Consider the following 21,614-nt stretch of genomic DNA (forward strand, 5'->3'; position numbering starts at 1 on the left):
ATGTTTAACTGAGGAATTGTCCCCGTCAACGAATGCGTATATTACGGATTCTGAACTGTGGCGCAAGTGCTTTTTACAAAAAAACCTTAGGTCTTAATTCGTTTGATGAATAACTGAACACTAGCACGTAAAATGTGACTGATAACTCACAACAAAATACAGTTTATTAACCTTAGCAACATAATTGATCCAGATCAGTGTGCAACAAGACACCGCCATTTAGTTTATTCCTGTCGGGAACATCTTGGAGGAAACGTATGGACTTTTGGCTTGATCTCCTATTTGGTAATGCAGTGGGTCTATCGTCAATGATAGTAATTTTTGGGGCAATTGGTCTGATGTTATTTTACGGCGGTTTCTTCATATACAAGATCATGAACGACAAATCTCCTCACTAGATCTCGCTTAGCTCTAGAAACGCTTTGCACCGGAGTCGGTTACTTGCCTACTCCGGTTTTTTATTTGATCTCAATGCACCACTCATTGATATAATCCTATTATTCCTCCCTGTTCTTAATGAGATTACTGCTATGTCTCACGACGACGATTTTGCTCTATTTCAACAGATGATGGGCGATGTAAAGCCAATCACTCAAGACACCACCGAACACAAAAAAGTACACCAAGTAACAGAAGCACAGCTCGCAAAACGCGAAGCAGCAATCTGGTTAACGGAAGATGACCCAGAATACCTATCACTTGATCACGCTGAAATGCTCAAGCCAGAGGACTTTGTTGAGTTCAAACGTGATGGTGTACAAGATGGCGTATACCGAAAACTGCGCCTTGGTAAGTATCCAATCCAAGCTCGCTTGGATTTGCACCGTAAAACATTGAGAGAAGCACGTGATGAAGTCGTGACGTTTTTAAAGCAATGCCTATCAATGGACATTAGAACGGTCGTTATCGTCCATGGTCGAGGAGAACGCTCAAATCCACCTGCAATGATGAAAAGCTTTGTTAGCAGTTGGCTACGACAAATAAAGGAAGTCCAATGCGTCCATAGTGCGCAACGCTTTCACGGTGGAACTGGAGCCGTTTACGTCCTACTTAGAAAAAGTGCGGAAAAGAAATTAGAAACCCGCGAACGTCACCAAAAACGGTTAGGCTAAATTTCACCCTAATGCTAGAATGCCCGCCCTTATTCTTCCTTCCCCTTAAAGGAAGGGAGCTTCATTCGCCGTTGTGAAACGTTAGGAGACAAAAATGTCACAAGACAACGCTAAACGATTAAATAAATTCATCAGTGAAACGGGGTTTTGCTCACGCCGTGAAGCAGACAGACTGATTGAGCAAGGCCGTGTCACCATTAATGGCAACAAACCTGAAATGGGGACAAAAGTGCTACCTGGTGATGATGTTTGTGTGGATGGTAAGCCAGTGGCAGCAAAAGAGAAGCCGATTTATATCGCTCTCAATAAACCAACAGGTATCACCTGTACAACTGAGAGAGACGTCCCTGGAAACATCGTTGATTTCATCGGCCACCAAAAACGTATCTTTCCGATCGGCCGCTTAGACAAACCCTCTGATGGTCTGATCTTTTTGACCAACGATGGCGACATCGTGAACAAAATCCTTCGCGCAGGCAACAGCCACGAAAAAGAGTACGTCGTACGCGTGGACAAGCCAATTACAGGCGAGTTTCTCAAACAGATGTCGAGTGGCGTTAAGATTCTCGACACAGTCACCCTACCTTGTAAGGTAACGAAAGAAACTAAATTCTCTTTCCGTATTGTGCTCACTCAAGGACTTAACCGTCAGATCCGTCGCATGTGTGAAGCGCTGGGCTATGAAGTATTCAAGCTGCGTCGCGTACGCATCATGAATATCTCTCTTGATGGTATTCCGAATGGAAAATGGCGTTATCTAAGTGACGAAGAAGTGGCAGAGATCCTAGCAATGTGTGAAGGCTCGGTAGGTACAGAAGAAGCATCAAAAACAGACTCTAGAGGTCGCAACATTCGTAAAGCGACCGACGCGAAGCTGTTTGATAGCCGTGAAGAAAACCAAGATTCTACTGCTCGTCGTAACCAGAAGACACTAACTTTCCGTGGTAACAATGCTGATGAATTCCGTCATGCACCAAACTCGAAAAAAGGTCAACAAAAGCGTCGTCAGCGTGATGATGAAGGCGGACGTCCAGCTAAAGAACATTACAAAGCGAAACCACAAGGTGAACGCAGCAGACCACAAGGCGAGCATGGTAAATCACACCGTAAACCAGATGCATCGAGCAATACGCATTCAGCAAACAAGCCTCAATCACCGAGTAAGCCCAAGCAGCATTACATGAACCCAAATGCCGCGAAACCAAGTAAACCAGCTAAACGCACTGGTGGTACATTGAGTCTGAAGAAGTAACGCTTCACTGACCGGCAAGATCAAAAAAGGACGCTCATGAGCGTCCTTTTTATTTGTCATGAGTTTACAAACAAAGAGGTGCAAACTGACCGCGAGTTAAGCTCAGCAAATCTCTCGGGGCTAACTCAATTTCTAAACCACGTTTACCAGCACTCACACAGATTGTGTCTTGCTCTGCTGCGCTTTCGTGCAAAAAAGTAGGTAAGGCTTTCTTCTGTCCTAGTGGGCTAATTCCACCAACGACATAACCTGTGGTCTTTTGCGCGATTTCCGGATCAGCCATATCGGCCTTTTTGCCCTTCGCTGCTTTCGCTGCCAGTTTTAGGTTCAGCTTTTGATCAACAGGGATAATCGCAACCGCAAGGTTCTTTGGCTCCCCGTTCAAGCAGAACAACAAGGTTTTAAATACTGTTTTCGGATCCTGTCCTAGCACTTCAGCAGCTTCTAAACCATAACTATCGGCTCTAGGATCGTGCTCATATTGATGGATAGTGTGTGGAATTTTTTTCTTTTTCGCAAGATTAATGGCCGGAGTCATCAAGATTCTCCTCATAAAAACAAAAAGCGCAGACTGAATTGGATCTGCGCTTTTAGTTAATGATATCAGCGAGTTTGAGTCAATCGCTTTTTCTCTGTTGGGTTACTGATCAATCGCCGTATCAACTAAATACGTGATTTCACCTGAAGGGGCATACTCATTAACATCAATAGGGCTGTGTGTTTCTAAATAATCCTTCAAAACTTCAGCATCGGTAAAACCTGTATTTACATACCCTGGATGATCGTCGATTTTAGGGTAACCATCTCCACCAGCAGCATTATAGCTTGGTACTGTAAAGCGGTAATTACCATCTAAGCGAAGTTGCTTATTACCAATAAACACATTGGTTACCTCACCATTATTGATACTCATCGCAATGCCTGCAAACTGTGCATAAGCACCAGAGTCAACAGGCTTAGTTGCAACGACATTTAGATAATCTAATACCTCTTTACCCGTCATATCAACGTAAGAAACCATATTGCCAAATGGCTGAACAGTGAGCACGTCTTTATAAGTAATATCACCCGCAGCAATCGAATCTCGAACACCACCAGAATTCATTACGGCGAAATCTGCTTTCGCACGTTCCATGTGAGCCGTTGCAATTAATCGACCTAAGTTTGTTTGCTGGTAACGAACCACATTGCGGTCACCCTCAAGCTTACCGTTAGATTCTGCAATCTTCACGTTTAGCTTGCCCTGACCTTTTTCTTGATAAGGACGAAGAAACTCAAGCATCGCTTCGTCTTGTTTAATCTCTTCTTGGATCAAGACTCGTTGCGACTGACCATCAACTTTAACTTTCTTTTTCAAGTTTACTGGGATCAGATCGTAGCTCACCATCGAGAGTTCGCCATTACGAAACTCGTAATCGGCGCGTCCCACATATTTCCCCCACTCATGTGCCTGAACAATAAAGGTACCATTTTGTTTATCGGGCTGACATTCATCACCTGGTTTAAAGTTCTTTTTGATAACGTTTGGCCCTTCCATACAAACAGGCTCTTGTGAGTGTCCTCCAACGATCATGTCGAGATCGCCGTCATTCAAATAACGAGCTAACGCCACATCGCCGGGAGCATTGATGCCTCTATTACCATTTTCATAGTGTCCCATATGCGTGACAGCAAAAATCAGATCTGGATACTCTGTTTCTTTCAGTTCTGCAATCAACTTCTTGGCTTCTTCTTTCGGGTCACGGAAGTCAATTTGTTCAATGAATTCAGGGTTGCCAAGTTTCGCTGTGTCTTCGGTTGTAAGACCAATGACCGCAATTTTAATGCCCTGCTTGTTAAACATCGCGTATGGTTGGAATAAACGCTTGCCAGTATTTTTATCGTAAATATTGGCAGACAACATCGGAAAGTTTGCCCACTCTTGCTGCTTGAATAGCACGTCCAATGGATTATCAAACTCATGATTACCTAGAGCCATCGCATCGTAACCAATTTTGCTCATGCCTTTGAAATCCGGCTCGGCATCTTGTAAATCAGACTCAGGTACTCCTGTGTTGATGTCACCACCAGAAAGCAGTAACACGCTGCCCCCCTCAGCCTGTATTTCTTCGCGCAAATCATCGATTAACGTTTTACGCGCCGCCATGCCATATTCACCGTATCGATTTTGCCAAAAGCGACCATGATGATCGTTAGTGTGCAATACGGTCAATTTATAGGTTGTATCGGCATTCCATTCTGGTGCAGGTTGCGTAGCACACCCAGCTAACGAGGCCAAGATAGCGGCACTCAAAACAGTTTTGATCATCAGACGCTGATTCATTTATTTACCTTTTTCTTATTGGGATTACTGATGCACATTTTAAGCATTGGATCTATTTGAAAACCACGTGCACCCTAACACATTGATTTAATAATTATGATGCATTGTTTAGCAATAACAAATTCATCAGTAACAAGTTTGAGAATTCACGGCTTTTCAGATAAAAAAATAGCCAACACTCGGTTGGCTATAGTATTTGTTACCACCAGTCATCTGGCGTTTACTTGATATCGATATCTGCAAAGCTCTTGATCAGATCATCAAGCGATTTCATTTGTGCTAAGAATGGCTCTAACTTGTCTAGAGGCAGTGCAGATGGGCCATCACAACGCGCTTGGTCTGGGTTTGGGTGCGCTTCGATAAATAGACCTGCGATGCCTGTCGCTAGACCCGCTTTTGCAAGTTCAACTGTCTGCTCACGACGGCCGCCAGATGCTGCGCCTGATGGGTCACGCATTTGTAGTGAGTGCGTTACGTCAAAGATGATTGGGCTACCTTTCGAAGCATTTTTCATCACACCAAAACCAAGCATGTCTACAACTAGGTTATCGTAACCGTGGCAAGAACCGCGCTCACATAGGATGATCTTGTCGTTACCGCATTCTGCGAACTTCTCAACGATGTTACCCACTTGACCAGGGCTCATAAATTGAGGTTTCTTCACGTTGATAACCGCACCTGTTTTAGCCATAGCTTCAACAAGGTCAGTTTGACGAGCTAGGAATGCAGGAAGCTGAATAACGTCTACCACGTCAGCGACAGGTTGAGCTTGTGCTTCAGTGTGAACGTCCGTGATGATCTTTACACCAAAAGTGTCTTTCAGCTCCTGAAAGATTTTCATACCTTCTTCCAGACCTGGACCACGGTATGAATGAACAGAACTGCGGTTTGCTTTGTCAAACGACGCCTTAAATACGTAAGGAATACCAAGTTTTTCCGTTACTTTTACGTAGTGCTCACAGATCTGCATCGCAAGATCACGAGACTCAAGAACGTTCATACCTGCAAATAGGGTGAATGGCTTGTCGTTAGCAACCTGAATGTCGCCGATATTAACGATTTTCTGTTCCATTTTGATTCTCTTTTTCTGTCCACGATACGCCACAGTTCGGCACATCGATAAAATTAGTGAAGTGTGACGTGCGTTTCACTCATCACATTAACTTGTGATTTTAGTAGCTCGGAAGCCGGATCATCAGGGCATTGGTCAATAAAGTACTGAAAATCTGATACCGCTACTTGAGGGCACTCTAGCTGTTGGAAAATAAAACCACGGTCACGAATTTCGTATGGATCATCTGGCACAAACGTTAGAGCAAGATTCGTACAACGTAATGCCAGCGTATAATGCTCTTCGCGCAACATCGCACTTTTAATCAACGCCAACCAGCGACCAATAATTGTTGGGTTGTCAGCTTCCTCAAAATGTTCAGGCTTTAGCTGAGCTAGCGGTCCTTCTTGGCCAATAAGCCAAGCTTGAAGAATCCTTTCACCTACATACTCACCATTAAATGGGTTGATGTAGTCTGGCTTCTTATGCATCCAGTCGACTTTTAACAGGAACTGAGTAGGGAAAGTAACTCCCTTCAACGGGAACCCCAGCTTTTTGCCTAGGTATAACAAAATCGAACCTAAGCTCACAGGAATACCTTTTCTGCGCTCCAACACTTTATCGATGAAGCTGTTGTCCGAAATAAAGTATTCCTGCTCGTCGCCTTTGAATCCCCACTCGTGGAAAAACAGTCGTAGGAATGCATCAAATCGTTGCTCTTCATCGGTTTCATGAACAAGCGTGGCTTCTGCATCTTTGTAAAGACGCTCTAACTCTTGTTTCGCCCAATGTACTTTGGTTTCTGGGTTAATCGCTTTGTTTAGCTCAAGCGCACCTTCCACCAACGGTATATTGTCAAAATCTTCGTCAAAAAACTCTAACATGACGTCTATCCAAATAACGTAGGGCTCTTAGACACAGCAATGTTTGCAGCCATGACCAACCAACCTAATGCGCCGAAAAAGCCAAATATCTTCAGTAGGTTGTTTTTCGCAAGTTTCAATGAGAAGAATCCAAGCGCAATGTACGCCAGTACGCAGGTGATTTTGTTTGTTAACCACGGTGCGGCATCGGTAAACGGGATGAAACCCGTAATGAAAATAAGCGCGATACCTGACACTAGCAATGCAGTATCAACGATGTGGGGAAACACTTTCAAAAAACGATTATTTCGCTTCGGTGAGTTCATCATCATTAACACGAATCGGATCGATAGTAGCGTCGCGCTGAGAGCGATCGTCACTAAGTGTATGTGTTTTAGAGCTACGTACATTTTTCTTCTCTTTTTAGTTAGTGTTTGCTGACTTCCATGATTAACTGGCCAGACAACCAAGCGTTACTCGATCGTTACCGCCATAATCTTTTGCCGTAGCGACCTGTTGGTAACCTAAGCCACGCATTATCTCACGCACCGCCTCACCTTGATCATAACCATGTTCAAATGCCAGCCAACCGCCCACTTCAAGATACTGACGAGCAAGATCCGAGATATGACGAATATCAGCTAAGCCATTCTCTTTAGCAACTAATGCAGATTTTGGCTCAAAGCGCACATCACCTTGGGATAAATGTGGATCTTTTTCATCAATATATGGCGGGTTGGAGACAATTAAAGCAAACTTCGTACCTTCTGTAATAGGCTCAAACCAACTGCCTTGAGCAAAGGTCACATTTTTGATGTTTAGCTGCTCAGCATTGTACTCTGCAAGTGCTTTCGCTTCTTGTTTGAGATCTACGCCCATCACTTGACGTTTTGGCATTTCAGATGCGAGTGCGATAGCAATTGCCCCCGTCCCCGTTCCAAGATCTAAAATAGGCCCAGTTTGCTCGTAGGTCTTATCGAGTGCAACCTCGACCAAACGTTCTGTATCCGGTCTTGGGATCAAGGTAGAGGGAGAAACTTTGAACGGTAAAGACCAAAACTCTCGCTCACCAATAATATAAGCGACGGGTTCACCAGTTAAACGTCGTTCAAGTAGAGCGTCGAATTTTGCTTGTTGCTCTGCTTCTAATGCTTTTTCTGGCCAGGTCAGTAGATAAGTTCGTGGTTTGCCAAGGACATGGCAAAGGAGTACAGCTGCATCGAGAGAAGGCGACTCTTTGCCGCCTTCTGCCAGTTTCGCCGTCGCACTTTTCAGTGCTTGCTCAATCGATTGAACTTGGCTCATCGATTAGCCGTTCTCTGCGAGCGCCGCAAGTTGGTCTGCTTGGTGCTCTTGAATCACAGGATCAATCAAGCTCTGCAGGTCACCTTCCATCACTTCGTTCAAACGATAGATGGTCAGGTTGATACGGTGATCAGACACACGACCTTGTGGGTAGTTGTATGTACGAATACGGTCACTACGGTCACCAGAACCTAGAAGGTTACGACGTGTATCAGACACTTCTGCGGCACGACGCTCTTCTTCCGCTTGAACGATACGAGCAGCAAGAACCGCCATTGCTTTCGCTTTGTTCTTGTGCTGTGAACGCTCATCCTGACACTCTACTACCGTACCCGTTGGTAAGTGGGTAATACGGATTGCAGAATCCGTGGTGTTAACGTGCTGACCACCCGCGCCAGATGCACGGAACGTATCGATTTTCAGGTCTGCTGCTTTGATTTCTGGCAGATCCGCTTCAGGGATTTCCGCCATTACTGCTACTGTACAAGCAGAAGTATGCACACGGCCTTGAGATTCAGTTGCTGGAACACGCTGTACACGGTGACCGCCTGACTCAAATTTCAACACGCCGTATGCACCGTCGCCGCTTACTTTCGCGATCATCTCTTTGTAACCACCGTGCTCTGACTCGTTTGAAGACATGACTTCGATGCGCCAGCCACGCTTTTCTGCGTACTTGCTGTACATACGGAATAGATCACCCGCGAAAATGCCCGCTTCGTCGCCACCCGCACCTGCACGAATTTCTAGGAAACAGTTACGATCATCGTTCGGATCTTTTGGCAGAAGAAGAATCTGTAACTCATCAGTAAGACGCTCAATCGTCGCTTTCGCTTCTTTGATTTCTTCTTGCGCCATTTCACGCATCTCTTCGTCGTCTTCGTTTGCCATCTCTTCAGCGGCGACAAGATCTTCTTGTGCTTGTTGATAAGCTTGGAAGCACTTGGTTACTTCTTCTAGCTGAGAGTACTCTCTTGATAGAGCACGGAATTTGTCCTGATTTCCAATTACATCAGGATCACCAAGAAGATGTTGAACTTCTTCGTAACGTTCTACTAGCGTTTCTAGCTTAGTCAGAATAGAGGCTTTCATAGTGTCGTTTTCTTAATAAAAAGCGTGAGTTATAGATCATCCAAGCCAAGTGTTTGGCGGATAATCGTTAATTTTGCTGGTTCGCCTTGCTCTGCTGCACTTTGCAATGCGCGAGTTGGAGCGTGAATCAGTTTGTTGGTGAGTTTATTACTCAGCTCGCGCAGCACTTTCTCCGGATCTGCGCCTGCCGCTAAAGATTGCAAACTTTTGCTCAGTAACTCTTCACGAATTTCGTTGGCTGATTTGCGATAGTCGCGAATACTATCGACGGCTTGCAGTGAACGCAACCATGTCATAAACGCAGCGCTTTCTTCACTAACAATCGCTTCAGCTTGAATCGCTTCGACTTTACGCTGCTCAATGTTGCTGTCGATGATAGATTGCAAGTCATCAACAGAATACAGATATGCGTCGTTCAGTTCACCGACTTCCGACTCCACATCTCGCGGCACCGCAATATCGACCAACAAGATAGGTTGATGCCGGCGCTGCTTTAGAGCCGTTTCGACCATACCTTTGCCAATAATAGGCAATGGACTCGCCGTTGAGCTAATCACAATATCCGCTTTCGCCAAATGTTCAGGAATTTCGTTCAAACTGATCACTTCTGCGCCAAATTGGTCCGCTAAGCCTTGCGCGCGCTCTTTAGTGCGGTTCGCGACAATCATTTTTGTGCAACCGTTGGACGCTAAATGCTTCGCGACCAATTCAATCGTCTCACCCGCACCAACTAAAAGCACGGTTGAATCTGATAACGACTCAAAAATATGTTTTGCCAGTGTACATGCCGCATAAGCCACGGACACGGCATTACCACCAATATCTGTCTCTGTTCTTACCCGTTTGGCGACTGAGAACGTCTTTTGAAACAATTTATCAATCGAGGCATCGACGGCTTGATGATCTCGCGAGTCAGAAAATGCTTGCTTTACCTGCCCCAAAATTTGAGGCTCACCCAACACCAGAGAGTCAAGACCGCACGATACGCGCATCAAATGCTTTATTGCAGCTTGTTCTTCATGAACATACAAACTCGGCATTAAATCTTCGCGGCTCACTTGATGAAATTGAGCAAGCCAATCGATCAACTTGTTTCGCGCTCCTTGCTTAACATCGCAGTACAACTCAGTTCGGTTACAGGTTGAAACAATCACACTGCCGTTAACCGCTTCGTGCTCTCTAAGTTGCTCGAGTGCAGGGCCGAGTTTATCCGGACCAAACGCCACCTTCTCTCGCAAGTCGACAGACGCTGTATTGTGATTAATTCCAATAGCAAGCAAGGACATCTAACGTGGTATCTCTGGGATAGGTTATAAAATAGGTCCAGAATTTTACTGTAAGCACGCATTTATTGAAAGGGTAAGCCGGATTTGTTTTCCTAAGTGCGACTTTTCAATGCTATAGTTGTGAGCGATTCCCGATGAAACTGATTAATAAGCCATCAAACATGACGTTACGCTCCTTTATTCTTTTTTTCTTGTCGAGCTTACTGCTCGCTGGTTGTTCGTCCGTTCCTGAAAGTGTTACCAGCGTTGAATGGCAAGCTCATGAGCAGCGACTCGAAACCATCCAAGATTTTCAAGCAACGGGGAAACTTGGTTATATTGGCCCAGACCAAAGACAAAATTTAAACTTCTACTGGAAACATTCTTCAGCACTAAGCCAGTTGCGTTTAACAACGATTCTCGGACAAACGGCATTAAAGCTCACCATCACCCCACAAGGCGCCACAGTAGAAACTTACGATGATCAGGTCCTTTCTTCTCGCAGTGCTAACCAGCTGATTTACCGTCTTACAGGGTTAATGATGCCCGTCGAGCACATGCCTGACTGGCTATTAGGTCTACCGACCGATGCCGACAAATTCCAACTGTCTCCAACCAATACACTGCAAGCGTTAAACAAACAAATTGGTTTAAATGATTGGAGTATTGCATATCAAAGATATAGCGACGTTCAATGGCATGAACAGTCTCTCCCTCTGCCAAATAAGCTGAAACTCACCACAGCTGATGTCAAAATAAATCTAGTGATCACAAAATGGAACATCACCCAATGATTGAACTTTCAACACGCTGGCCATCACCAGCGAAATTGAATCTCTTTCTATATATCAACGGCCGTACAGAGAATGGCTATCACGAGTTACAAACGTTATTCCAATTCGTCGATCACGGCGATGAGCTCACCATTCAAGCGAACCATTCTGGTGATATTACGATTTCTCCAGAGATAGAAGGTGTGCCTCTTCAAGACAATTTAATTTGGAAAGCTGCAACCGCGCTTCAAACTTACTCAAACTGCCCTTTTGGCGCGCATATTGAGCTACAGAAAGTGCTGCCTATGGGTGGAGGCATTGGTGGGGGCTCATCGAATGCAGCTACAGCATTAGTGGCACTGAATTACTTATGGCAACTGAATCTAACTGACGACGAACTGGCTGAAATAGGTTTAAAACTAGGCGCAGACGTGCCCGTATTTGTGCGCGGATTTGCAGCTTTTGCTGAAGGTGTTGGTGAAAAACTCTCTCCTGCTTATCCCGAAGAAAAATGGTATTTAGTCGTCAGACCGAATGTATCTATCGCAACCGTCGACGTTTTTTGTCATCCAGATCTGACGCGAAACACCCCAAAACGAGATCTAGAAACACTTTTAAATACGCCAAGCGTAAACGATTGCGAAAAAATTGTACGAATGCTCTACCCAGAGGTTGATAAGCAACTTTCTTGGCTGCTACAATACGCGCCGTCAAGATTGACGGGGACAGGATCTTGCGTTTTTGCTGAATTTTCGAGCAAATCTGAAGCAGAAACTATCCTTGCACAACTCTCTGATAAAGTCTCGGCATTTATCGCTCAAGGGCGCAATATTTCGCCATTAAAAGAGACTTTGGCTGAATACCAATCAGCCTCACACCGACCTATTTAAACTGGACGCAAACCCGAGGTTTCCACCGTGCCTGATATGAAGCTATTTGCTGGTAACGCAACACCTGAACTAGCCCAACGTATTGCTGATCGTCTTTACATCTCTCTTGGTGATGCATCTGTTTCTCGCTTTTCTGATGGCGAAGTTGCAGTTCAAATCAATGAGAATGTTCGTGGTAGCGATGTTTTCATCATTCAATCCACTTGTGCACCGACTAACGACAACCTAATGGAATTGGTTGTTATGATTGATGCAATGCGCCGTGCTTCAGCAGGCCGTATCACTGCAGTTATCCCTTACTTCGGCTACGCTCGCCAAGACCGTCGTGTACGTTCTGCGCGTGTGCCAATTACTGCAAAAGTTGTTGCTGATTTCCTATCTAACGTTGGTGTTGACCGCGTTCTAACTATCGACCTACACGCAGAGCAAATTCAAGGCTTCTTCGATGTACCTGTAGACAACATCTTCGGCACGCCAGTGCTACTTGAAGATATGCAGGCTCGCGGTCTAGATAACCCTGTAGTGGTATCTCCTGACCTAGGTGGCGTTGTTCGTGCTCGTGCAACAGCAAAAGCACTAGGCGACATCGACATCGCAATCGTAGATAAGCGTCGTCCACGTGCAAACGTTTCTGAAGTAATGAACCTAATCGGTGATGTTGAAGGTCGTGACTGTGTGATCGTTGATGACATGATCGACACAGGTGGCACACTATGTAAAGCAGCTGAAGCACTAAAAGAGCGCGGTGCTAAGCGTGTATTCGCTTACGCTACTCACGCAGTATTCTCAGGCAACGCTGCGGATAACATCAAGAACTCAGTTCTTGACCAAGTTATCGTAACTGACTCTATCTCTCTGTCTAAAGAGATGGCTGCAACAGGTAAAGTGACAACACTAAGCCTATCTCGCATGCTGGCTGAAGCGATTCGTCGTATCAGCAACGAAGAGTCAATCTCTGCAATGTTCAACTAATACGAACATTTCAGTTACACTGATTTCAAAAGCACCCCTCTTTGGGGTGTTTTTTTATTTGTACTGATAACTAGAAAATCCCTTGGTCGCCCACCGCGAGTTTTCTGTGCTATCATACTGCGCTTTTTGAGATTCCAGAGAGATCCTAACCTTGAGTCAACAAATCAAACTTCTTGTTGGTCTTGCTAATCCAGGACCAGAATACGCCAGAACTCGTCACAATGCGGGCGCTTGGGTTGTAGAAGAATTAGCACGCGTTCACAACGTTACACTGAAGAACGAACCAAAGTTTTTTGGTCTAACAGGACGCATTATGGTCAATGGCCAGGATCTCCGTTTGCTTATCCCAACCACCTTCATGAATCTATCAGGTAAATCGATCGCTGCGCTTGCGAAATTTTATCAAATTAAACCTGAAGAGATCATGGTTGCTCATGACGAGCTAGACTTACCGCCAGGTGTCGCTAAGTTTAAAAAAGGTGGGGGGCACGGTGGACACAACGGTCTGCGTGACACCATTAGCAAACTGGGCAATAACAAAGATTTTTATCGTCTTCGTATTGGCATTGGTCATCCGGGACACAAAGATAAAGTGGCGGGTTTTGTATTAGGTAAAGCGCCAGCTAAAGAGCAAGAGCTTTTAGATGCAGCAGCTGATGAGGCTGTTCGTTGTCTAGATATCCTGATTAAGGATGGCCTATCTAAAGCACAAAATCGCCTCCACACGTTCAAAGCTGAATAAGGTTACTATCATGGGTTTTAAATGTGGCATCGTTGGTCTACCTAACGTAGGTAAATCAACTCTGTTCAACGCACTAACTAAAGCGGGTATCGAAGCAGCAAACTTCCCGTTCTGTACCATTGAACCAAACACTGGTGTGGTTCCTGTGCCAGATCTACGTCTAGACGCACTAGCTAAGATCGTTAACCCACAGAGAGTTCTTCCAACGACGATGGAGTTCGTGGACATCGCTGGTCTTGTTGCTGGTGCATCACGTGGTGAAGGTTTAGGTAACAAATTCCTAGCTAACATCCGTGAAACAGACGCGATTGGCCACGTTGTACGCTGTTTTGAAAACGAAAACATTGTTCACGTTTCAGGTAAAGTTTCACCTATCGAAGATATCGAAGTGATCAACCTTGAACTTGCAATGGCTGACCTTGATTCTTGTGAGCGAGCGATTCAACGTAACGCGAAGAAGGCAAAAGGCGGCGATAAAGACGCAAAATTTGAACTAACCGTACTAGAAAAACTGTTACCAGTACTAACTGAAGGCGGCATGGCACGCACAGTTGAGCTATCTAAAGAAGAGTTAGCAGCAATCGGCTACCTAAACTTCCTAACACTGAAGCCAACTATGTACATTGCAAACGTAAACGAAGATGGCTTCGAAAATAACCCATATCTAGATGCGGTTCGTGAGTTCGCAGAAAAAGAAAACAATGTCGTTGTACCTGTATGTGCAGCTATCGAATCTGAACTATCTGAACTAGAAGATGAAGATCGCGAAGAATTCCTAGCAGATATGGGGATCGAAGAGCCGGGCCTGAACCGTGTAATTCGCTCTGGTTACGAACTACTGACTCTACACACCTACTTCACAGCAGGTGTTAAAGAAGTACGTGCTTGGACAATCCCTGTTGGTGCAACTGCGCCTCAGGCGGCAGGTAAGATCCACACTGACTTCGAGAAAGGCTTTATTCGTGCAGAAGTAGTTGGTTACGACGATTTCATCCAATTCAATGGTGAAAATGGCGCAAAAGACGCAGGTAAATGGCGTCTAGAAGGTAAAGACTACATCGTAAAAGATGGCGATGTTGTACACTTCCGCTTCAATGTTTAATTAAATGAATGAATTCTAAACACTTCATTTACACTAAAAGCCAGCTGTTAAGCTGGCTTTTTTAATACCTTAAGTAAATGAACAAAAATAAATTACGCAACTGCAAGCTAATTTATTTCCAGTTTTAGATCATAAACACGCCTCTTTGTTTAAAAAGGAAGCGAACGAGGTTTTTTCCGAAATTTATTAAAAAAAACTGTTGACGGATCTCACTCAACTTCGCATAATGCGCGCCGTTCCCAACGACAAGGCAACAAAGCGTTGAGAACAAAAAATATGGTTTTGGCTACGTAGCTCAGCTGGTTAGAGCACATCACTCATAATGATGGGGTCACAGGTTCGAATCCCGTCGTAGCCACCATTCCTAAATGTTCTTTTTATCAGAGCAGTTAGGAATAGATGCGGAAGTGGCGGAATTGGTAGACGCACCAGATTTAGGTTCTGGCGCCGCAAGGTGTGAGAGTTCAAGTCTCTCCTTCCGCACCATATTTTAAATAGTCATTGTGACTATTGCCTACAGGTCTATCGCCAAGCGGTAAGGCAGCGGCTTTTGATGCCGCCATTCCCTGGTTCGAATCCAGGTAGACCTGCCATGATTCAAGTGAGATTCCTTTATAAAAGGGGTTGTCACTGAGAGCGTGAAGGTTTATATTGTCTCGCTCCAAAAGATGGCTACGTAGCTCAGCTGGTTAGAGCACATCACTCATAATGATGGGGTCACAGGTTCGAATCCCGTCGTAGCCACCATGAACAACGTTATTTAGGTTTTTACCAATTACCTTGATAACTACAGAATAAGTTGCGGAAGTGGCGGAATTGGTAGACGCACCAGATTTAGGTTCTGGCGCCGCAAGGTGTGAGAGTTCAAGTCTCTCCTTCCGCACCATTATTAAAGTCTCTTTTATTAGAGCAATGTAGGGCTATCGCCAAGCGGTAAGGCAGCGGCTTTTGATGCCGCCATTCCCTGGTTCGAATCCAGGTAGCCCTGCCACATACAATGATATTGAGATTTTACCAATTATCTTGATATCTACAGATCAAGTTGCGGAAGTGGCGGAATTGGTAGACGCACCAGATTTAGGTTCTGGCGCCGCAAGGTGTGAGAGTTCAAGTCTCTCCTTCCGCACCATTATTTAAGTCTCTTGTATTAGAGCAATGTAGGGCTATCGCCAAGCGGTAAGGCAGCGGCTTTTGATGCCGCCATTCCCTGGTTCGAATCCAGGTAGCCCTGCCATATACAATGATATTGAGATTTTACCAATTATCTTGATATCTACAGAATAAGTTGCGGAAGTGGCGGAATTGGTAGACGCACCAGATTTAGGTTCTGGCGCCGCAAGGTGTGAGAGTTCAAGTCTCTCCTTCCGCACCATTATTAAAGTCTCTTTTATTAGAGCAATGTAGGGCTATCGCCAAGCGGTAAGGCAGCGGCTTTTGATGCCGCCATTCCCTGGTTCGAATCCAGGTAGCCCTGCCACATACAATGATATTGAGATTTTACCAATTATCTTGATATCTACAGATCAAGTTGCGGAAGTGGCGGAATTGGTAGACGCACCAGATTTAGGTTCTGGCGCCGCAAGGTGTGAGAGTTCAAGTCTCTCCTTCCGCACCATTCTTGATCAAAGTTTTAAAATGGCTACGTAGCTCAGCTGGTTAGAGCACATCACTCATAATGATGGGGTCACAGGTTCGAATCCCGTCGTAGCCACCATAAACAACGTTATTTAGGTTTTTACCAATTACCTTGATAACTACAGAATAAGTTGCGGAAGTGGCGGAATTGGTAGACGCACCAGATTTAGGTTCTGGCGCCGCAAGGTGTGAGAGTTCAAGTCTCTCCTTCCGCACCATTATTTAAGTCTCTTTTATTAGAGCAATGTAGGGCTATCGCCAAGCGGTAAGGCAGCGGCTTTTGATGCCGCCATTCCCTGGTTCGAATCCAGGTAGCCCTGCCATATACAATGATATTGAGATTTTACCAATTATCTTGATATCTACAGATCAAGTTGCGGAAGTGGCGGAATTGGTAGACGCACCAGATTTAGGTTCTGGCGCCGCAAGGTGTGAGAGTTCAAGTCTCTCCTTCCGCACCATTCTTGATCAAAAGTTTAAAATGGCTACGTAGCTCAGCTGGTTAGAGCACATCACTCATAATGATGGGGTCACAGGTTCGAATCCCGTCGTAGCCACCATTGATTGGATTGCTAGCATAAGCTATCAGTCACGTAGATTTAAGATGCGGAAGTGGCGGAATTGGTAGACGCACCAGATTTAGGTTCTGGCGCCGCAAGGTGTGAGAGTTCAAGTCTCTCCTTCCGCACCATCTTAAATTAATCTACACTATCAGAATACGCGGAAGTGGCGGAATTGGTAGACGCACCAGATTTAGGTTCTGGCGCCGTAAGGTGTGAGAGTTCAAGTCTCTCCTTCCGCACCATTCTTTCTCTCGATAAGAGAGGTTAAGTAGTCTTTGACTATTTACGCTGTAGGGCTATCGCCAAGCGGTAAGGCAGCGGCTTTTGATGCCGCCATTCCCTGGTTCGAATCCAGGTAGCCCTGCCATATACAACGATATTGAGATTTTACCAATTATCTTGATATCTATAGATTAAGTTGCGGAAGTGGCGGAATTGGTAGACGCACCAGATTTAGGTTCTGGCGCCGCAAGGTGTGAGAGTTCAAGTCTCTCCTTCCGCACCATTATCGGAAAACCCAGCATGACTTTGCTGGGTTTTTTCTTTTTTTGGTTCTGGACTCGGGAAATCATTAGATTTGCCGAATTAAAAAAGCGAGCTCATGGCTCGCTTTTTTTCTATCTGTGATTTGAGTAGCTTACTACATACCTAACGCGTATTTCAGTACTTGAGCCTTAATTGGCCCTGAGTTTTCAGCAAGCTTCAATGCAGCATTACGTACGAACTTCAATGGCCCTAGATCGTTGCTAAAACCTTTATAGAAAAAGTCCATGCCCGTCTGCATGAGTAAGTTGTCAGGTCGACGTGCGCGTTCGTATTTCGCGAGTAAGGTATCTTCCAGCTTTTCTTGTTGTTCTGTTACCGAAAGGAGAACGTCTACATCTTTGAAGCCTAAGTTTACCCCTTGCCCTGCAAGCGGATTGATCGTATGAGCAGAGTCACCCACTAACACGCAATTTTTGCTTGAGTAGCTTTGCGCATGACGACGAGTGAGTGGGAATGAGCCAAACTGTAAAACTTCAATATCGCCTAATTCAGCAGGGAAATGACGTAAGATTTCTTCCCTTAGTTGAGGTTTACCCATCGCACACAGTTGTTTAATACGTTTAGGCGAGTCATACCAAACCAAAGAACCTTGGCCTACTACTTGACCATCGTCGTTACTCAAAGAGCACAGAGGTAAAAATGAACGTGGGCCTGAAGGTGTAAATTGTTGCCAAGTAATATCTTGCTGAGGCAATTCTGTTTTCACGTTAATCAACATGCAGTGTTGTCGGTAGTCCCACGCAGTTACACCAATTCCAGCCAATTGACGAACTTTAGAGTTTGCACCATCAGCACCAATCACCCAGTTAGCTTCAAACTGCTCCCCACTTTCTAGTGTCACAAGGTTTACATCTGCAAACTCAATGGCTTTTAATCGCTCAGGACACATCACGGTTAGATTTTCATACTGAGAGAAGACTTGCCAAAGACCTAATTGGATTAGGCGATTTTCAACGATGTAACCTAGCTGATCCAATGACAATTCATCAGAGTGAAAACGAGTACGGCACTCTGGGTGCTCCCAAGTTTCTAAGCGACGATAAGGACAAACTCGCATGCTCTTGATCTCTGACCATGCTCCGAGTGAATCAAGTAACTCCACCGACTGGTGCGAGATTGCAGATACACGAATATCCATCGCCTGAGCGGCATCAAAAACTTTAGGTTTTGTACCTTCAACCAAGACAACGCTTCTGCCCTGCTTGGCAAATCCAACAGCGACGGCTGCCCCGACCATACCGCCACCGATCACGGCGATGTCATACTTGTTCATTTTTCACTCTTCATCGTGCTGATTAATTGGCGTTTTTTATTGTACTTTCCATGGCTATTTTTACAAAATTGTTTAACAAAAAACCTTGTTCTGCATAGGGCGAAAAACTAGATTTCATCAGGCTTTGCAGAGAATTAGCTAGATCACTAGTCAGGTGCTTTTTAAAGCAGTACAATACGCCGCTTACCGCCGTGATGGCGGCTATAATTTGAGCAATAGCTCTCCGATTTAAGTACAACTGAACGAGCGAAAGTGAGATGAGTAAGAAACTGCTAATTAAAACCTGGGGCTGCCAGATGAACGAATACGATTCATCAAAAATGGCCGACCTGCTTAATGCTGCAAACGGCTACGAGCTGACGGAAGAGCCAGAGGAAGCAGACGTACTTCTACTTAACACCTGTTCGATCCGTGAAAAAGCGCAAGAGAAAGTTTTCCACCAGCTAGGCCGCTGGAAAACACTAAAAGATAAAAAACCTGGCGTAGTTATCGGTGTAGGTGGTTGTGTAGCAACGCAAGAAGGTGACCATATTCGTGAACGTGCACCATACGTTGACGTTATTTTTGGCCCACAAACTTTGCACCGCCTACCTGAGATGATCAAACAATCTCAGTCCGATGATGCACCAGTTATGGACATTTCGTTCCCAGAGATCGAAAAATTCGACCGCCTACCTGAACCTCGCGCAGAAGGTGCGACAGCATTCGTTTCTATTATGGAAGGCTGCTCTAAGTACTGTACTTACTGTGTCGTACCGTACACTCGTGGTGAAGAAGTAAGCCGTCCAATGGATGACGTACTGTTCGAAATCGCCCAACTTGCTGAACAAGGCGTACGTGAAGTAAACCTTCTGGGGCAAAACGTAAACGCGTACCGTGGTCCTATGCACGATGGTGAGATCTGTTCATTTGCAGAACTGCTTCGTTTGGTTGCGTCTATCGATGGTATCGACCGTATTCGTTTCACGACGAGCCACCCGTTAGAATTCACAGACGACATCATCGCAGTATACGAAGATACGCCAGAACTTGTGAGCTTCCTGCACTTACCTGTGCAAAGTGGTAGTGACCGTATCCTAACGATGATGAAACGCCCTCACACCGCTATCGAATACAAATCGATCATCCGTAAACTGCGTAAAGCTCGTCCTGATATTCAAATCAGTTCAGACTTTATTGTTGGTTTCCCTGGTGAGACAGACAAAGACTTCCAAGACACCATGAAGCTAATCAAAGATGTAGACTTTGACATGAGCTTCAGCTTTATTTTCTCTCCACGTCCAGGTACGCCAGCAGCGGATTACCCTTGCGATGTGTCAGAACAAGTGAAGAAAGAGCGCCTTTACGAACTACAGCAAACTATCAATGCTCAAGCGATGCGTTACTCTCGCTTAATGCTTGGCACAGAACAACGTGTTCTAGTTGAAGGTCCTTCGAAGAAAAACCTAATGGAACTACGCGCTCGTACAGAAAACAACCGTGTAGTAAACTTTGAAGGTAGTGCAGACCTAATTGGTCAGTTCGTTGATGTGAAGATCGTAGACGTATTTGCAAACTCACTGCGTGGTGAGCTAGTACGTACTGAAAAAGACATGGATCTTCGTAGTGTGATTTCCCCAACGCAGATGATGGCGAAAACACGTCGCGAAGATGAGCTGGGTGTAGCTACTTTTACGCCGTAAGCTCGTATAAATAGCCATAGAGAGCCTGGTCGTTATCAGGCTCTCACTAAGTGGCAAAAAATGAGAGGCAACATTGAGCAATAAAATCGTAACTCTAGAAATTAACCTAGAACCTTCAGACAACCGCCGACTAGCTAGCCTGTGCGGTCCATTCGATGACAACATCAAGCATTTAGAACGTCGTCTAGGCGTTGAAATTAACCACCGTAGTGACCACTTTACGATTGTCGGTAAACCTCATACCGCATCAGCTGCGCTGGATATCCTGAAAACTCTATATGTTGATACCGCACCTGTACGAGGTGAGATCCCAGATATTGAGCCTGAGCAAATCCATCTAGCGATCAAAGAGTCTGGTGTTCTTGAGCAGAATACTGAGTCTAATATCGAGCATGGTAAAGAAGTCTTCGTCAAAACCAAGAAAGGTGTGATCAAACCACGTACGCCAAACCAAGCGCAGTACTTGGTTAACATGGTCACGCATGATATTTCTTTTGGTATTGGCCCGGCAGGTACAGGTAAAACCTACCTTGCTGTAGCAGCAGCTGTTGACGCACTAGAGCGCCAAGAGATCCGCCGTATTCTACTTACTCGTCCAGCGGTTGAAGCTGGTGAGAAATTGGGCTTCCTACCTGGTGATTTAAGCCAGAAAGTCGACCCATACCTACGTCCGCTATACGACGCCCTATTTGAAATGCTGGGCTTTGAGCGCGTAGAGAAGCTGATTGAACGTAACGTGATTGAGGTTGCCCCTCTTGCTTACATGCGTGGTCGTACTCTAAACGACGCCTTCATCATTCTTGATGAGAGTCAGAACACCACTGTTGAGCAGATGAAGATGTTCCTAACGCGTATTGGTTTTAACTCTCGCGCGGTTATCACTGGTGATGTCACGCAGATTGACTTACCTCGTGGTGCGAAATCGGGTCTTCGTCATGCTATTGAAGTACTAAGCGAAGTTGACGACATCAGCTTTAACTTCTTCTTAGCCGACGACGTTGTACGTCACCCTGTGGTTGCTCGTATCGTTAACGCGTACGAGAAGTGGGAAGCACAAGACCAGAAAGAGCGTAAAGAGTTCGAGAAACGCCGTCGTGAAGAACGCGATGCGAAGTTACTAGAAGCAGCAAAAGCCGAACTGAATGCACAAGTTGCTTCAACTAAGGAATAATC

Annotated in this window: 19 protein-coding genes and 20 tRNA genes; 30 read left to right on the forward strand and 9 right to left on the reverse strand. The window is 45.2% G+C overall.

The genetic code is table 11. From position 1 onward, the window contains the following. Positions 1 to 257: 257 nt before the first annotated feature. The 3 genes from J4N40_RS12675 (at position 258) to rluF (ending at position 2,364) form a co-directional block, all read left to right on the forward strand. Positions 258 to 398, forward strand: coding sequence for a DUF3149 domain-containing protein (locus J4N40_RS12675; protein WP_005382236.1), 141 nt, complete (start codon positions 258 to 260; stop codon positions 396 to 398). 132 nt (positions 399 to 530) lie between these two features. Further along, on the forward strand, positions 531 to 1,112 hold the full coding sequence (gene smrA / locus J4N40_RS12680; protein ID WP_250654273.1) for a DNA endonuclease SmrA: 582 nt from the start codon (positions 531 to 533) through the stop codon (positions 1,110 to 1,112). A 94-nt stretch (positions 1,113 to 1,206) separates the two neighbouring features. Then, positions 1,207 to 2,364 carry a 23S rRNA pseudouridine(2604) synthase RluF gene (rluF, locus tag J4N40_RS12685; protein WP_104978867.1) on the forward strand — a complete coding sequence of 386 codons (1,158 nt, stop codon included), beginning with the start codon at positions 1,207 to 1,209 and terminating at the stop codon, positions 2,362 to 2,364. Between the two features lie 64 nt (positions 2,365 to 2,428). Here the strand turns inward: rluF and ybaK are convergent, their stop codons facing one another. The 8 genes from ybaK to hemA all read right to left on the reverse strand — a co-directional run bounded on the left by ybaK (position 2,429) and on the right by hemA (position 10,284). Continuing rightward, positions 2,429 to 2,902 carry a Cys-tRNA(Pro) deacylase gene (ybaK, locus tag J4N40_RS12690; RefSeq protein WP_005382231.1) on the reverse strand — a complete coding sequence of 158 codons (474 nt, stop codon included), beginning with the start codon at positions 2,900 to 2,902 and terminating at the stop codon, positions 2,429 to 2,431. Positions 2,903 to 3,004: 102 nt separating this feature from the next. Continuing rightward, a complete protein-coding gene (gene ushA, locus J4N40_RS12695; RefSeq protein WP_025768955.1) occupies positions 3,005 to 4,687 on the reverse strand; it encodes a bifunctional UDP-sugar hydrolase/5'-nucleotidase UshA in 1,683 nt (560 codons plus the stop codon). 220 nt (positions 4,688 to 4,907) lie between these two features. Continuing rightward, the gene (gene kdsA / locus J4N40_RS12700; protein WP_005384095.1) at positions 4,908 to 5,759 is read right to left on the reverse strand and encodes a 3-deoxy-8-phosphooctulonate synthase; all 852 of its coding nucleotides are present in this window, start codon (positions 5,757 to 5,759) and stop codon (positions 4,908 to 4,910) included. Between the two features lie 53 nt (positions 5,760 to 5,812). After that, complete coding sequence (locus tag J4N40_RS12705) at positions 5,813 to 6,622, reverse strand: SirB1 family protein (RefSeq protein ID WP_005384098.1); 810 nt, start codon at positions 6,620 to 6,622, stop codon at positions 5,813 to 5,815. Between the two features lie 5 nt (positions 6,623 to 6,627). Further along, positions 6,628 to 7,011 (reverse strand): SirB2 family protein, encoded by a 384-nt coding sequence (locus tag J4N40_RS12710; protein WP_005382225.1) that lies wholly within the window; start codon positions 7,009 to 7,011, stop codon positions 6,628 to 6,630. A 40-nt stretch (positions 7,012 to 7,051) separates the two neighbouring features. Continuing rightward, positions 7,052 to 7,906 (reverse strand): peptide chain release factor N(5)-glutamine methyltransferase, encoded by an 855-nt coding sequence (gene prmC, locus J4N40_RS12715; RefSeq protein WP_171346011.1) that lies wholly within the window; start codon positions 7,904 to 7,906, stop codon positions 7,052 to 7,054. A 3-nt stretch (positions 7,907 to 7,909) separates the two neighbouring features. Beyond that, positions 7,910 to 8,998 (reverse strand): peptide chain release factor 1, encoded by a 1,089-nt coding sequence (prfA, locus tag J4N40_RS12720; RefSeq protein WP_171346010.1) that lies wholly within the window; start codon positions 8,996 to 8,998, stop codon positions 7,910 to 7,912. Positions 8,999 to 9,027: 29 nt separating this feature from the next. Further along, positions 9,028 to 10,284, reverse strand: coding sequence for a glutamyl-tRNA reductase (gene hemA, locus J4N40_RS12725; protein ID WP_005384104.1), 1,257 nt, complete (start codon positions 10,282 to 10,284; stop codon positions 9,028 to 9,030). Between the two features lie 134 nt (positions 10,285 to 10,418). On the opposite strand from hemA, the gene lolB reads away from it, so the two are divergent. From lolB to J4N40_RS12850, 25 genes are all read left to right on the forward strand, one after another. Beyond that, complete coding sequence (gene lolB / locus J4N40_RS12730) at positions 10,419 to 11,057, forward strand: lipoprotein insertase outer membrane protein LolB (RefSeq protein ID WP_250654274.1); 639 nt, start codon at positions 10,419 to 10,421, stop codon at positions 11,055 to 11,057. Continuing rightward, positions 11,054 to 11,926 carry a 4-(cytidine 5'-diphospho)-2-C-methyl-D-erythritol kinase gene (gene ispE, locus J4N40_RS12735; protein ID WP_167415055.1) on the forward strand — a complete coding sequence of 291 codons (873 nt, stop codon included), beginning with the start codon at positions 11,054 to 11,056 and terminating at the stop codon, positions 11,924 to 11,926. The genes lolB and ispE overlap by 4 nt, the downstream gene beginning before the upstream one ends. A 27-nt stretch (positions 11,927 to 11,953) precedes the next feature. Next, entirely contained in the window at positions 11,954 to 12,898 is a 945-nt protein-coding gene (locus tag J4N40_RS12740) for a ribose-phosphate pyrophosphokinase (RefSeq protein ID WP_005393176.1), read from the forward strand. Between the two features lie 151 nt (positions 12,899 to 13,049). Further along, the gene (gene pth / locus J4N40_RS12745) at positions 13,050 to 13,640 is read left to right on the forward strand and encodes an aminoacyl-tRNA hydrolase (RefSeq protein ID WP_005384112.1); all 591 of its coding nucleotides are present in this window, start codon (positions 13,050 to 13,052) and stop codon (positions 13,638 to 13,640) included. 10 nt (positions 13,641 to 13,650) lie between these two features. Further along, positions 13,651 to 14,742, forward strand: a complete 1,092-nt coding sequence (gene ychF / locus J4N40_RS12750; protein WP_005393178.1) for a redox-regulated ATPase YchF — start codon at positions 13,651 to 13,653, stop codon at positions 14,740 to 14,742. Positions 14,743 to 15,026: 284 nt separating this feature from the next. Continuing rightward, positions 15,027 to 15,103: transfer RNA gene (locus J4N40_RS12755), tRNA-Met, on the forward strand. Between the two features lie 40 nt (positions 15,104 to 15,143). Further along, positions 15,144 to 15,228 (forward strand) — tRNA-Leu (locus tag J4N40_RS12760). Positions 15,229 to 15,260: 32 nt separating this feature from the next. Continuing rightward, positions 15,261 to 15,335: transfer RNA gene (locus J4N40_RS12765), tRNA-Gln, on the forward strand. 77 nt (positions 15,336 to 15,412) lie between these two features. After that, a tRNA-Met gene (locus tag J4N40_RS12770) sits at positions 15,413 to 15,489 on the forward strand. 54 nt (positions 15,490 to 15,543) lie between these two features. Beyond that, a tRNA-Leu gene (locus J4N40_RS12775) sits at positions 15,544 to 15,628 on the forward strand. 30 nt (positions 15,629 to 15,658) lie between these two features. Continuing rightward, positions 15,659 to 15,733, forward strand: a tRNA-Gln gene (locus J4N40_RS12780). A gap of 53 nt (positions 15,734 to 15,786) precedes the next feature. After that, positions 15,787 to 15,871 (forward strand) — tRNA-Leu (locus tag J4N40_RS12785). Between the two features lie 30 nt (positions 15,872 to 15,901). Further along, positions 15,902 to 15,976 (forward strand) — tRNA-Gln (locus J4N40_RS12790). A gap of 53 nt (positions 15,977 to 16,029) precedes the next feature. Beyond that, a tRNA-Leu gene (locus tag J4N40_RS12795) sits at positions 16,030 to 16,114 on the forward strand. A 30-nt stretch (positions 16,115 to 16,144) separates the two neighbouring features. Beyond that, positions 16,145 to 16,219, forward strand: a tRNA-Gln gene (locus tag J4N40_RS12800). A gap of 53 nt (positions 16,220 to 16,272) precedes the next feature. Further along, positions 16,273 to 16,357: transfer RNA gene (locus J4N40_RS12805), tRNA-Leu, on the forward strand. A gap of 22 nt (positions 16,358 to 16,379) precedes the next feature. Beyond that, positions 16,380 to 16,456, forward strand: a tRNA-Met gene (locus tag J4N40_RS12810). Positions 16,457 to 16,510: 54 nt separating this feature from the next. Then, positions 16,511 to 16,595 (forward strand) — tRNA-Leu (locus tag J4N40_RS12815). Positions 16,596 to 16,625: 30 nt separating this feature from the next. Further along, positions 16,626 to 16,700 (forward strand) — tRNA-Gln (locus J4N40_RS12820). Between the two features lie 53 nt (positions 16,701 to 16,753). Continuing rightward, a tRNA-Leu gene (locus J4N40_RS12825) sits at positions 16,754 to 16,838 on the forward strand. A 22-nt stretch (positions 16,839 to 16,860) separates the two neighbouring features. Then, positions 16,861 to 16,937: transfer RNA gene (locus J4N40_RS12830), tRNA-Met, on the forward strand. A 46-nt stretch (positions 16,938 to 16,983) separates the two neighbouring features. Beyond that, a tRNA-Leu gene (locus J4N40_RS12835) sits at positions 16,984 to 17,068 on the forward strand. A gap of 29 nt (positions 17,069 to 17,097) precedes the next feature. After that, positions 17,098 to 17,182, forward strand: a tRNA-Leu gene (locus J4N40_RS12840). Positions 17,183 to 17,232: 50 nt separating this feature from the next. Further along, a tRNA-Gln gene (locus tag J4N40_RS12845) sits at positions 17,233 to 17,307 on the forward strand. A 53-nt stretch (positions 17,308 to 17,360) separates the two neighbouring features. Beyond that, positions 17,361 to 17,445: transfer RNA gene (locus J4N40_RS12850), tRNA-Leu, on the forward strand. Positions 17,446 to 17,580: 135 nt separating this feature from the next. On the opposite strand, the gene J4N40_RS12855 is transcribed toward J4N40_RS12850, so the two are convergent. After that, positions 17,581 to 18,759 carry a 2-octaprenyl-3-methyl-6-methoxy-1,4-benzoquinol hydroxylase gene (locus J4N40_RS12855; protein WP_170890799.1) on the reverse strand — a complete coding sequence of 393 codons (1,179 nt, stop codon included), beginning with the start codon at positions 18,757 to 18,759 and terminating at the stop codon, positions 17,581 to 17,583. A 257-nt stretch (positions 18,760 to 19,016) separates the two neighbouring features. Between J4N40_RS12855 and miaB the strand changes: the two genes are divergently transcribed. Continuing rightward, positions 19,017 to 20,441, forward strand: a complete 1,425-nt coding sequence (gene miaB, locus J4N40_RS12860; protein ID WP_005373038.1) for a tRNA (N6-isopentenyl adenosine(37)-C2)-methylthiotransferase MiaB — start codon at positions 19,017 to 19,019, stop codon at positions 20,439 to 20,441. 73 nt (positions 20,442 to 20,514) lie between these two features. Continuing rightward, entirely contained in the window at positions 20,515 to 21,612 is a 1,098-nt protein-coding gene (locus J4N40_RS12865) for a PhoH family protein (protein WP_005373033.1), read from the forward strand. Positions 21,613 to 21,614: the final 2 nt, after the last annotated feature.

It is taken from the genome of Vibrio sp. SCSIO 43097 (assembly GCF_023650755.1).
Classification (GTDB): Bacteria; Pseudomonadota; Gammaproteobacteria; order Enterobacterales; family Vibrionaceae; genus Vibrio; species Vibrio alginolyticus.

Bases quoted from the DNA above. Each gene is read 5' to 3' on its own strand.
- J4N40_RS12855 (WP_170890799.1), bottom strand. From the start codon at position 18,759: ATGAACAAGTATGACATCGCCGTGATCGGTGGCGGTATGGTCGGGGCA.
- ispE (WP_167415055.1), top strand. From the start codon at position 11,054: ATGATTGAACTTTCAACACGCTGGCCATCACCAGCGAAATTGAATCTC.
- hemA (WP_005384104.1), bottom strand. From the start codon at position 10,284: ATGTCCTTGCTTGCTATTGGAATTAATCACAATACAGCGTCTGTCGAC.
- smrA (WP_250654273.1), top strand. From the start codon at position 531: ATGTCTCACGACGACGATTTTGCTCTATTTCAACAGATGATGGGCGAT.
- ychF (WP_005393178.1), top strand. From the start codon at position 13,651: ATGGGTTTTAAATGTGGCATCGTTGGTCTACCTAACGTAGGTAAATCA.
- prmC (WP_171346011.1), bottom strand. From the start codon at position 7,906: ATGAGCCAAGTTCAATCGATTGAGCAAGCACTGAAAAGTGCGACGGCG.
- ushA (WP_025768955.1), bottom strand. From the start codon at position 4,687: ATGAATCAGCGTCTGATGATCAAAACTGTTTTGAGTGCCGCTATCTTG.
- miaB (WP_005373038.1), top strand. From the start codon at position 19,017: ATGAGTAAGAAACTGCTAATTAAAACCTGGGGCTGCCAGATGAACGAA.
- lolB (WP_250654274.1), top strand. From the start codon at position 10,419: ATGAAACTGATTAATAAGCCATCAAACATGACGTTACGCTCCTTTATT.
- ybaK (WP_005382231.1), bottom strand. From the start codon at position 2,902: ATGACTCCGGCCATTAATCTTGCGAAAAAGAAAAAAATTCCACACACT.
- J4N40_RS12710 (WP_005382225.1), bottom strand. From the start codon at position 7,011: ATGTACGTAGCTCTAAAACACATACACTTAGTGACGATCGCTCTCAGC.
- kdsA (WP_005384095.1), bottom strand. From the start codon at position 5,759: ATGGAACAGAAAATCGTTAATATCGGCGACATTCAGGTTGCTAACGAC.
- prfA (WP_171346010.1), bottom strand. From the start codon at position 8,998: ATGAAAGCCTCTATTCTGACTAAGCTAGAAACGCTAGTAGAACGTTAC.
- J4N40_RS12675 (WP_005382236.1), top strand. From the start codon at position 258: ATGGACTTTTGGCTTGATCTCCTATTTGGTAATGCAGTGGGTCTATCG.
- rluF (WP_104978867.1), top strand. From the start codon at position 1,207: ATGTCACAAGACAACGCTAAACGATTAAATAAATTCATCAGTGAAACG.
- J4N40_RS12705 (WP_005384098.1), bottom strand. From the start codon at position 6,622: ATGTTAGAGTTTTTTGACGAAGATTTTGACAATATACCGTTGGTGGAA.